Annotated in this window: 10 protein-coding genes; 2 read left to right on the top strand and 8 right to left on the bottom strand. The window is 67.8% G+C overall.

What is annotated here, in order from left to right:
• Positions 1-490: 490 nt before the first annotated feature.
• The 4 genes from tyrS to LTI14_RS12005 form a co-directional block, all read right to left on the bottom strand.
• Positions 491-1,807, bottom strand: a complete 1,317-nt coding sequence (tyrS, locus tag LTI14_RS12020; protein ID WP_241471144.1) for a tyrosine--tRNA ligase — start codon at positions 1,805-1,807, stop codon at positions 491-493.
• A gap of 65 nt (positions 1,808-1,872) precedes the next feature.
• Positions 1,873-4,137: a HelD family protein gene (locus LTI14_RS12015; RefSeq protein ID WP_241476667.1), complete on the bottom strand. Its 2,265-nt coding sequence runs from the start codon at positions 4,135-4,137 to the stop codon at positions 1,873-1,875.
• Positions 4,138-4,261: 124 nt separating this feature from the next.
• A complete protein-coding gene (locus LTI14_RS12010) occupies positions 4,262-4,924 on the bottom strand; it encodes a DNA-3-methyladenine glycosylase (RefSeq protein ID WP_241466293.1) in 663 nt (220 codons plus the stop codon).
• 41 nt (positions 4,925-4,965) lie between these two features.
• Positions 4,966-6,060 (bottom strand): GTP-binding protein, encoded by a 1,095-nt coding sequence (locus LTI14_RS12005; protein ID WP_241476664.1) that lies wholly within the window; start codon positions 6,058-6,060, stop codon positions 4,966-4,968.
• Between the two features lie 60 nt (positions 6,061-6,120).
• On the opposite strand from LTI14_RS12005, the gene ykgO reads away from it, so the two are divergent.
• Positions 6,121-6,243: a type B 50S ribosomal protein L36 gene (gene ykgO, locus LTI14_RS12000; RefSeq protein ID WP_084479720.1), complete on the top strand. Its 123-nt coding sequence runs from the start codon at positions 6,121-6,123 to the stop codon at positions 6,241-6,243.
• On the opposite strand, the gene LTI14_RS11995 is transcribed toward ykgO, so the two are convergent.
• The 3 genes from LTI14_RS11995 to LTI14_RS11985 are packed head-to-tail and all read right to left on the bottom strand — an operon-like array spanning position 6,203 to position 9,732.
• On the bottom strand, positions 6,203-6,988 hold the full coding sequence (locus LTI14_RS11995; RefSeq protein ID WP_241471140.1) for a lytic transglycosylase domain-containing protein: 786 nt from the start codon (positions 6,986-6,988) through the stop codon (positions 6,203-6,205). The genes ykgO and LTI14_RS11995 overlap by 41 nt on opposite strands.
• Positions 6,989-7,024: 36 nt before the next feature.
• On the bottom strand, positions 7,025-8,491 hold the full coding sequence (gene argH, locus LTI14_RS11990) for an argininosuccinate lyase (protein WP_241471139.1): 1,467 nt from the start codon (positions 8,489-8,491) through the stop codon (positions 7,025-7,027).
• A gap of 2 nt (positions 8,492-8,493) precedes the next feature.
• On the bottom strand, positions 8,494-9,732 hold the full coding sequence (locus tag LTI14_RS11985) for an argininosuccinate synthase (protein WP_241466289.1): 1,239 nt from the start codon (positions 9,730-9,732) through the stop codon (positions 8,494-8,496).
• Positions 9,733-9,896: 164 nt separating this feature from the next.
• Between LTI14_RS11985 and LTI14_RS11980 the strand changes: the two genes are divergently transcribed.
• On the top strand, positions 9,897-10,355 hold the full coding sequence (locus tag LTI14_RS11980) for an ankyrin repeat domain-containing protein (RefSeq protein WP_241466288.1): 459 nt from the start codon (positions 9,897-9,899) through the stop codon (positions 10,353-10,355).
• Positions 10,356-10,430: 75 nt separating this feature from the next.
• Here the strand turns inward: LTI14_RS11980 and LTI14_RS11975 are convergent, their stop codons facing one another.
• The gene (locus tag LTI14_RS11975; RefSeq protein ID WP_241466287.1) at positions 10,431-10,931 is read right to left on the bottom strand and encodes an arginine repressor; all 501 of its coding nucleotides are present in this window, start codon (positions 10,929-10,931) and stop codon (positions 10,431-10,433) included.
• Position 10,932: the final 1 nt, after the last annotated feature.

Genomic DNA, 10,932 nt, shown 5'->3' with positions numbered 1-10,932 from the left:
CTGAATCGCTCCGAAGCAACTTTGTAAGCTTACCAACAAGCTCCCGCTTCGTCAATTCAGCGTTTCCGCCGTCCTGACCCGACTTCGAATGAATCATTCCCAGCGAATACTCGCTGCGAACGACTCGAACTCGTCGTCTGCGCGGTTCTCAACTCTACGTCGCGGTGTTCGCCTTCGTCAACTCGAGGTCAACTCTGCATGAACACCACACAAACCGTGGTCTCGAACCCCCCGGGAACACATCGCTTGAGCCGATGACCAGCCCAGAAGGCCAGCGCACCGCAACAAGGAACAGATCCTGTGTGGGGAGAAGCTATGTGGTTATCAAATCCGGGGATCTTCGCGGTCCGCCTCAGCTTCCCGCCGTGCCCCCTTGAGCACGAGATAGAACTTTACACACGCCCCGCCGAGTCCGCAAACCAAAACCAGTGCGACCTGCATCACACCCCTGGATCCCCGTGACCTGGCGGTTTTCACATCGAACCCGGACTCATCCCCGATGGACCAGCGCGAGGTTCTTCTTGCCGCGCCGGACCAGCAGGAACTTCTCGTGCAGCCACATCGAGGCGTCCACCGGCGCATCGGCATCGGTGATCTTCTCGTTGTTGACGTAGGCGCCGCCGTCGCTGATCGCCCGACGTGCCTCTCCATTGGACTTGACCAGGCCGGTGTCCACCAGCAGTCGGACTGCAGTCGCTTCCCCGGCAGGCACGTGTGCATGGGGAAGCTCGGAGGCCACCGCCTGCAGGGTGGGCTCATCGATCAGGGTCAGCTCCCCCTTGCCGAAGATCGCACCGGAAGCGTCGATCACCTTCCTTGTGGCATCTTCGCCATGCACCAGGGAGGTCACGTCCCAGGCGAGTGCTCGCTGGGCCTCTCGCTTGAAGGGTGCATCCTGCACCGAGCGCTCAAGCTCGGCGATCTCTTCCCGGGTCCGGAAGGTGAAGACCTTGAGCCTGTCGATCACATCGGCGTCGGACTGGTTGAGCCAGAACTGGTAGAAGGCATAGGGCGAGCACAGCTGCGGCTCGAGCCAGATGGCGTTGCCCTCGGACTTGCCGAACTTGGTGCCGTCGGAGTTGGTGATCAGAGGTGTGCCCAGTGCGTGCACCTGGGCACCTTCGGCGCGGCGGACCAGCTCGGTGCCGGAGGTCAGGTTGCCCCACTGATCCGAGCCGCCGAACTGCAGCGTGCAGTGGTACTGGCGGAAGAGCTGCAGGTAGTCGAAACCCTGCAGGATCTGGTAGCTGAACTCGGTGTAGGAGATGCCCTCATCGGAGTTCAGCCGCTTGGCCACGATGTCCTTCTTGATCATCGTGCCCACACGGAAGTACTTCCCGATGTCACGCAGGAACTCGATCGCGCTCACACCTTCGGTCCAGTCCAGGTTGTTCACCATGGTGGCCGCACTCTCCCCGTCGAAGGAGATGTAGTGCTTGATCTGCTGCTGCAGGGAATCCACCCAGCCGGAGACGACCTCTGGGGTGTTCAGCGTGCGTTCGCTCGACGGCCTCGGATCTCCGATCAGACCGGTGGAACCGCCCACCAGCGCCAGCGGCTTGTGCCCTGCCAGCTGGATGCGGCGCATGGTCAGAAGCTGCACCAGGTGGCCCAGGTGCAGGGAGGCCGCCGTGGGGTCGAAGCCGCAGTAATAGACGATGGGCTCACCCGAGAGCGCCTGCTCCAGCGCGTCTGCATCGGTGGAGACATGGACGAGTCCCCGCCAGTTCAGCTCCTGCCAGAGCGACTCGAAGCTGTCGTCGTTGCGCTGAGCGGCCAGCGCCGGGTTCGTGGATTCGAGGCTCATCTGGGTCACAGCAGGTACGTTACCAATCATCTCGGGCCTGGTCCGTCAGAACCCGGCAGAATCGGTCAGAACCCGGCCGGGAGTTCCCGGGCGGCCAGGACGTGCAGCGCATGGGTGGGTCGGGTGAGGGCGACGTAGAGGCTGCCCACCCGTCCGGCGGTCTCCTCAAGGATCTCTGCCGGCTCGATCAGCACCACGGCGTCGAACTCCAGGCCCTTGGCCTCGTCGGCGGAGAGCGCCAGGATGTCCTCGGTCAATGAACCGGCACCCCTACCCACGCGTGGACCGAACTCGGTCACCAGTGCGCGGCGGGCGGCGGCGAGCAGCCGCTGCGGCACGATCGCCGCGACGAGCCCCTCCCCCACTCGCTCATGTTCTGCGCGCACCGCGGCGGTGGCGGCGGTGATGAGCTGATCGGCCTGGACCTTCTCGATCACCGGCGGGTAGTCACCTTCGCGCACGGTGCGCAGCGAGGTGGTCTGGAGCCCATTGGCCTGGGCGACCCGCTCGGCGAGTTCCACGATGGTGCCGGGAGTGCGGTAGTTGACCGTGAGCTCCTCCACGCGCATCCGCTTTCCAACGAAGGGCGCCATGGCCTCCTGCCAGCTCGACGCGGCCGACGGCGAGGAGCCCTGGGCGATGTCACCGACGATGGTGAAGGACTTCAGCGGGCAGCGGCGCATCAGCACGTGCCACTGCATCGGCGAGAGCTCCTGCGCCTCATCGACCACCACGTGGCCGTAGGTCCAGCTGCGGTCCACCTGGGCGCGTTCGGCCGCGGTCAGCCGGGGGCCGGACTCGGCGTTCATGTCCACCACTGCCTGGGCGTCGAGGAACCCTTCGATGCCCATCTCCTCGAGCTGCGGGGTGGCGTTCTCCACTGCGCGCTGGGCGTTGTCCAACGAGCGCGCCGCAGCGGCCTTCTGTCGTGCGGCCTCGCGCCCGGCCGATTCATCCAGGGTGCCCAGCAGCTCTGCGGCCTCATCCAGCAGCGGAACATCTGCACTCGTGAACGGGCTGCCGGGCTGGCGCTGCAGCAGGTCCCGCTCCGCAGCGGTGAGCTCGGGCGCGACGTCGGCCAGGTACTTCGGCTTGGCGTAGAGATCTTCGAGCAGTCCCTGCGGGCTGCGCGGCATCCAGCACAGGTTCAGCAGCACCCGGACGTCGCGAGCGGTGCGGACGTCTTCGAGCAGGTAGGACCGGTCGGCGTCATTGCCCTCGGAGCGCTTCTCGATGATCCGTTCGAGCTTCTCGGCGATCTCCTTGACCAGAACCTTGACGAAGGTGGTGCGCGCCTCGTTATAAGGCTTGCCGGTGGCGCGGGCCCGCTCGAGGGCCCGATTGACCATCTTCGGGGTGACCCCGACGCGGGTGCCGTCGACGGTGACGTCGCGGACATCCGGGAGGGTGCGCTGGCGGTGGGTGACGGCGGCGTCGATGATCTGGACCCAGTCCAGGCGTCCCTTGATCTCTTCGACCCGCGAGTCCCTCTCCTCGGTGCCGCGCACCCCGGGGAAGAGCTCTGAGAGGGAGGACAGCACCACACCGGTCTCACCCAGGGAGGGCAGCACCCGGTCGATATAGGACATGAAGGTGGAGTTCGGGCCCACGATCAGCACGCCGGCGGACTTCAGCCGGTCGCGGTGGCTGTAGAGCAGGTAGGCCGCACGGTGCAGCGCCACGGCGGTCTTGCCGGTGCCGGGTCCGCCCTGGACCACCATGACGCCGGGCAGCTCGGCGCGGATGATGCGGTCCTGCTCGGACTGGATGGTCGCGACGATGTCGCCCATCTGCCCGGTGCGTCGTGCGGTCAGCGCGGCCAGCAGGGCGCCGTCGCCATGGTTGTGGCTGGCCTCCTCCAACATGGTCGCGTCGAGGATGTCGTCCTCCACCCCGTGCACCTCACGGCGCTTGAGCATCAGATGTCGACGACGGCGCACGCCTTGGCGTTCGAAGGCGGTCGCCTGGTAGAAGACGCCGGCCTCGGGGGCGCGCCAGTCCAGCATCAGCCGCTGGTGACTCGCGGAGGTCAGTCCGATGCGCCCGATATAGCGGCACTCTCCCGAGTCGTGATCGAGGCGGCCGAAGACCAGCCGATCGTCGACCGCATTGAGCTGCGCGAGCCGGTCCTCGTACATCGCGGCGAAGGCGTCGCGCTCGGAGGCGTTCTGCATGGTGCCGCTGGAGCCGACCCGGCGCACCTTGGCGAGCTGGACCTCTTTCTCCGCGCGGAGCTCATCGAGCCGGGAGTAGAGCACGCCGACGTACTCGCGCTCCTCCTCCACTCCGGCTTCGAGGCCGGGCACCGGAACGTCGTTGTCTTCAGGCATGATCTCGGCCGTGGCCGAGGACTGTGAATCACTCATCAAGCAGCGCAGCTCTCCGTCGCGAATTTGCTGACCACCAAGCATACCTCTATTCCGCTGAACCGAATCTGTCGAGATTCCAGCCGGGTCAGGGGCTGACCTCCGCAGGAACATTGCGTCCGGGGCGGTAGGCCGAGACCGTGGGGTCGGCGTCGAGCCAGTAGCGCCAGGGATAGCCGATGCTGCCGCCGGCTCCGGAGACTCCGACGCGCGCGCCGCTGCGGATCTGCTCGGGGTTCACCGGCTCGGCGGGCGGGGTCAGGGTGAACCGTGCGGGGTCAGCGCTGGCGGCGGAGTTCCTCAGGTGCACGGGCAGCGCGTCCATCGGCAGGGTGATGCCCAGTCCCTGGCCCAGCCGGCCGGGCCCTGAGAGCAGCTTCGCTCCGGTGTCGCGGCCGCCGCGGCGCTCGATCGCCAGCTCACGGCCGGCAAGGACCTCGCCGGCGCGCAGCAGCACGCCTCCCGCGGTGCCCTCGTCGGCGCAGGCGAAGTTCAGGCAGCGGTGGATCCCGTAGTTGAGGTAGACGTAGGTGTGCCGGGGAGGTCCGAAGAGCGCCGCATTGCGAGCGGTCTTGCCGTTGTAGCTGTGCGCGCCAGGATCCTCGCCCTGGTCCCCGTAGGCCTCGACCTCCGTCAGCCGCACCCGCACGGACCCGCCCTCCGTCAGCACGGTGAGCTCACAGCCCAGCAGCGCCGGAGCCAGCTCGGTGGCGTGGGCGTCGAAGAGGGCGTTCAGTCGCGCAGAGTCCATCTGCCCATGATGGCAGACCTGGTCCCGGGCTGGTGCTCGGCTCAGTCTTCGGCCTCGGTGACCGACTCCCAGACCGGGAAGGGGTCGCTGAAGGTGCGCCAGAGCTGCGGACCGTCGGTGAGCTCGACATCGGTGAGCGTGGCCTCGTCCAAGGCCGCTGTGAGTCCTTCGGCGTCGAGGTCCATCCCGATGAAGGCGATGTCCTGACCGAAGGCGAGCATCTCCTCGGGGTCCTCGAGCTGATGATCGAAGACCAGCGGAGCCAGCGAGATGATCTGCCCGATGTGCTCCCACTGCGCGGTGATGTGGCCTCGGGTGGCGAGCCGGGCGAATCCTGCGGAGCGGATCACGCGGCCGAACTCCTCGACCTCGACGCGCAGATCCAACAGCTGTTTGAGGCGGCCGGGGTGGAAGGGGCGGAGCTGTTCGTAGCGGAAGGCCGAGACGCGGGCGTGCCGATGGCGTGGCTGGAAGTCGCCGTTCAAGAGGCAGGTCCAACCGGCACGGGACTCCTCCCCCGAATAGCCGGGCACCTTCGAACGCAGAGTCCGAGCCCCAGGATCTCCGCTGAACCGCACCTGCGCGTGCGGACTCAGGTGGGCCACCAGCGCCACCAGAATGGCCAGCTCACCCGGGTCGATCAGGCGCCAGTTCACCATCATGACCGTGGAGGCATATTCGATCTGCTTGACGATGACTTCGGCGCGGCAGACGTAGGCCAGCTCCCCCGGGTGCCTCCCGTGCTGGTCAGCCTCGAGCACCACGTAGTCATCGGATGCGAGGTCGTCGAGCAGGTGAGCGGCATCCACGACACAGATGACCTCGGTGAGCTGGGGCTGCGGCCTGTGGTCACGGTCCAGACCGCTCAGCCCGTCTGACGCCGTCAGCGAGCCGATGACCTCGGTGATGGCGCTGGCCAGTGGATACTCGACCACCAGCTCGGGCCTGTCGGGCACGAGCCGCAGCAGCCGCAGCGCAGAATCCAGCGCCGTCTCATCCGTCGCGAGGCGATCAGCCTGCAGCAGCACGGCGCCGCGCCGCTGGGCCAGTGCTGCGGCGAAGTCCTTCCGCTCAGGACCGCAGGCCCCCATCACCGCGACCACCTGCACAGCTGGCACCTCGCCTGACATCGTCATCGCCGACTCCCTTCGAGTATTGTTAACGCTAATGCTACTCATTCTCACTAGGAGGTCATAATGAAGGTCCGCAATTCACTGCGTGCATTGAAGAACAAGCCGGGATCACAGGTGGTGCGACGCCGGGGGCGCACCTACGTGATCAATAAGAAGAATCCGCGGCTGAAGGCCCGTCAGGGCTGACATAGTCCTGGGCGTGGGCGGCGACGTCGTTGACGTACTCCATCGACTGGTTATAGGCGACGACGGCGTCCACCCAGCCCTCGTCACTGGTCAGGTCTTCCCCGCTCTCGCACAGGTAGACGGCGGCGGTGAGCGCGGCGTCGTCGAACTGATGCGGATCTGAGGCTCCGCTGCGTGAGCCGTCCTGGGCGTAGAGCTCCCAGGTGGCCGGGATGAACTGCATCGGCCCCACCGCCCGGTCCCACTCGGCGTCCCCGTCCAGTGCGCCGCCGTCGGTGTCGGGGATCTCGGCCAGGCCCGGGGATCCGTCCAGCGGGATGCCGATGATGGCGGGGGCGACCTGACCGTCTGGCTGAACCTGGGCGTCCGCGTAGGTGCCGTGCTGGGATTCGACCTGCCCGATGCCGGCCAGGGTGTTCCAGCCCAGTCCGCATTCGGGTCGGGTCTGCTCCACCAGCAGGGCCGCTCCGGTGTAGGCGGCGAGGGCGCGCTGCGGGATGCCGGTGCGGTCCGCCACCGCCTCGAGCCACTGCTCGTCGGCGAGCCCGGCGATGGGGGCCCATGGCTGCCCGGGCGCGGGGGCCTCGGCGGGCGCGGCCGCTTCGGGGAGCCGCTGAGCGGGGGCGCTGGGGTACTCCAGGCCCGGGGCCTGCCGAGGCTCGGCGCATCCGGTGAGCGCAAGCAGAGCCGCCCCGGCCAGGACGGCCGGGACGGCTCTGCGCCGCCTCGAAGCGGCCTGGGTCATGTGGGGTTCACTCCAGCGCCCGGTTCAGCGAACAGCTCAGCTGACGCTGTCTGGACCGACATTGCTGCCCGCGGAGCGGATGAACTCCTTGATCGGGCTCAGCTGCAGCGTGAGCTCCTCGAGCTGCTCGGCCACCGCTGACGGCGCCGTGCCGCCGCGGGAGGATCGTGAGTTCAGCGATCCGAAGGTGGTCAGCACCTCACGCACCGCCGGAGTCAGCTGGACAGAGATGCCGCTGAGCTCTTCGTCGGTGAGGTCCCAGAGTTCGACGTCGCGCGCTTCAGCCACCCGGACGGCTTCGCCGGAGAGCTCATGTGCCACTCGGAAGGGCACGCCCTGGCGGACCAGCCATTCGGCGATGTCGGTGGCGAGTGCGAAGCCGCGCGGGGCCAGCTCGGCCATCCGGTCGGTGTGGAAGACCAGGGTGGCGATCATCCCGGAGACCGCCGGAAGCAGCAGCTCCAGGGTGTCCACCGCGTCGAAGAGCGGCTCCTTGTCCTCCTGCAGGTCCCGGTTATAGGCCAGCGGCAGGCCCTTGAGCGTGGCCAGCAGCCCGGTCAGGTCACCGATGAGGCGACCGGACTTGCCGCGGGCGAGCTCGGCCACGTCGGGGTTCTTCTTCTGCGGCATGATCGAGCTGCCGGTGGAGAAGGCATCATCGAGGGTGACGAAGCCGGCCTCCTTGGTGGCCCAGAAGATGATCTCCTCGCTGATCCGGGAGAGATCCACGCCGATCATGGCGCTGACCCAGGAGAACTCCGCGTAGACATCGCGCGCCGCGGTGCCGTCGATGGAGTTCCAGGCCGCCTGGCCGAAGCCGAGCTCCTCGGCCACGCGCTGCGGGTCCAGACCCAGCGAGGATCCGGCCAGGGCGCCGGAGCCGTAGGGCGAGGTGGCCGCCCGCCGGTCCCAGTCCACGATCCGCTGCAGATCACGCAGCAGCGCCCAGGCGTGGGCCAACAGGTGGTGACTCAGCAGCACCGGCTGCGCATGCTGCAGATGCGTCCGGCCCGGCATCGGCGCATTCGGGTGGGCCTCGGCCTGAGTGATCAGCGCCTCGATGGTGCCGAGCACCCCGGCGCCGATGACCCGGGCATGATCACGCAGGAACATCCGCCCCATGGTGGCGATCTGGTCGTTGCGCGAGCGTCCGGCGCGCAGCTTCCCGCCCAGGTCCTCGCCGGCGCGGGCAAGCAGTCCGCGCTCCAGCGCCCCGTGCACGTCTTCGTCGCTCTGCGCCGGAGTGAAGTCCCCGGAGAGCACGTCGGCCTCGAGCTGGTCGAGGGCAGAAAGCATCCCGTGCAGCTCGACGTCATCAAGCAGACCGGTGCGGTGCAGCACCCTGGCGTGCGCGCGGGATCCGGCGATGTCATAGCGGGCCAGCCGGAAGTCGAAGTGCGTGGACTTGCTCAGCGCGGCCAGCGCATCTGCCGGCCCTGAGGCGAACCTTCCGCCCCAGAGCGCGCCCTCGTTGGTGCCGTGCTTGGTGCTCTCCGGGTTCATGCTCAGCGGTCCAGGTTGCCGAGGCCGGAGAAGTCCGGCTTGCCGTGGATGCGCTGCTCGCGCTGGGAGGCCACCTTGGAGGACAGGCCGAAGATGTCGATGAATCCGCGGGCGCTGGACTGATCGAAGGCGTCGCCGGCGTCGTAGGTGGCCAGGTTGAAGTCATACAGGCTGGTCTCGGAGCGGCGGCCCTGCACGGTGGCGCGGCCGCCGTGCAGCTCGAGCCGGATCTCGCCGGAGACGTACTTCTGGGTCTCGTCGATGAAGGCGTCGAGGTTGCGCTTGAGCGGGGAGAACCACTGGCCGTCATAGACCAGCTCGGTCCAGCGCTGGTCCACCGTCTTCTTGAACCGGGCCTGCTCGCGCTCCAGGGTGATGTTCTCGAGCTCGCGGTGCGCGGCGATCAGCGCCATCGCGCCGGGGGCCTCGTAGATCTCGCGGGACTTGATCCCCACCAGGCGGTCCTCGACGATGTCGATCCGGCCCACGCCCTGCGCACCGGCGCGGCGGTTGAGCTGCTCGATGGCCTCGAGCGCGGTCACGGTCTGTCCGTCGAGGGCCACCGGGACGCCCTGGTCGAAGGTGATGGTGACGACGTCGGCTGAGGGCGGGAAGGAGGGGTCCTCGGTGTACTCGTAGACGTCCTTGGTGGGTCCGTTCCAGATGTCTTCCAGGAAGCCGGTCTCCACGGCGCGGCCCCAGACGTTCTGGTCGATCGAGAAGGGGTTCTTCTTGGTGGTCTCGATCGGCAGGTTGTGCTTCTCGGCGTATTCGATGGCCAGCTCGCGGGTCAGGGCGAGGTCGCGGACCGGGGCGATGCACTTGAGCTCCGGGCCCAGGGTCTGGATGCCGACCTCGAAGCGGACCTGGTCGTTGCCCTTGCCGGTGCAGCCGTGGGCCACCGTGGTGGCGCCGAACTGCTGGGCGGCGGCGACCAGGTGCTTGGTGATCACCGGACGAGAGATCGCGGAGACCAGCGGGTAGGAGTCCATGTAGAGGCCGTTGGCCTTCAGCGTGGGCATGCAGTACTGATCGGCGAACTCGTCACGGGCGTCGGCGACATAGGCCTCCACGGCGCCGCAGTCCAGGGCGCGCTGACGCACCGTCTCCAGTGATTCACCGCCCTGGCCGACGTCGACGGCGACGGCGACGACCTCCTGGCCTGTGGCTTCGGCGATCCAGCCGATGGCCACAGAGGTGTCGAGGCCGCCGGAATAGGCGAGAACAATACGATCAGTCACAACGAATCTCCTTGGGGAACGGAACTTTGGCTCGACGACAGCCTACATAATTATTCGCAGGTCTGCATAAACGTGTCGGTGAGGTTCGGGGTCCCCGTCAGGTTATCCTCTCCGCGCCCCCAGCGGATCAGGTCGCCGGCCCTGTCTCAGATAGACTTGCGGCCATGTCACAGGACTCCCAGCACTCGGCCGATCTCCCGGCGAACCAGCAGCCTTCCACAGGCGGGGCGCCTGAGCTGACCGAGGAGCAGATGGAGTTCCTGGCCTCGATGTTCGGCGTCGCCCGGGCGGGCAAGACCGAGGAGCTGCTTGACCTCGTGGATCGCGGCCTGCCGGTGAACCTGAGCAACGAGAAGGGTGACACGCTGCTCATCCTCTCCGTCTACAACGACCACACCGAGCAGGCCGAAGGCCTCCTGGCCCGCGGCGCCGATGTGGACCGGATCAACGATCAAGGTCAGACCGCTCTGGGCTGCGCGGTGTTCCGACAGAACGTACCGGCCACGAAGGCGCTGCTCGACGCCGGCTCAGACCCCCGCCTGGGGCGGCAGAGCGCCTACGCGGTGGCCGAGATCTTCGGCCTGGACTCGATGCGCGCCATCCTGGACAGCCACCAGCGCTGAGTCGCCCCTCTCAGGCCGAGCAGCCGAGGGGCCCCTGTGCCGCCGACCGGCGCTGCGCCTCCGCCCGAGGCTGCCTCAGCTGCGGCCCTCGGCGAAGCCGGTGAAGCGCCGCGCGACCGCCGCTCCCCCGTCCGGCTCGGTGGTGACCACCATGATCGTGTCGTCTCCGGCGATGCACCCCAGGACCTCCGGGATCCCGGCGTGGTCCACCGCGCTGGCCAGGAACTGCGCCGCTCCGGGAGGGGTGCGCAGGATGACCAGGTTCGCGCTGGGCTCGGCAGAGACCAAGAGGTCCTTGCACAGCGCGATCAGCCGCGCCGTCGTCGTCGCCTCGGTCTGGTCGGCCTGCAGCTCACGGTCGTGGCCGTCGGAGGGCACCGCGTAGATCAGCCCGCCCTGGACTCCGCGCACCCGGGCGGCTCCGATCTCGACCAGGTCACGCGAGAGCGTCCCCTGCGTGACCGTGACGCCGGCGTCGGCGAGGCGTTCGGCGAGCTCGGCCTGAGAGCGGACCTGGGAGCGCGAGATCAGCTCGCGGATCTTCGCGTGCCGGGCGGTCTTGGTGGTCGGCGACATC

Origin of the sequence: Nesterenkonia sp. YGD6 (assembly GCF_022565895.1) — a bacterium.
In the GTDB taxonomy this organism is placed as follows: Bacteria; Actinomycetota; Actinomycetes; order Actinomycetales; family Micrococcaceae; genus Nesterenkonia.
Note: the sequence above shows the minus strand (reverse complement) of the source record. Positions and strands in the feature narration are given on the sequence as shown.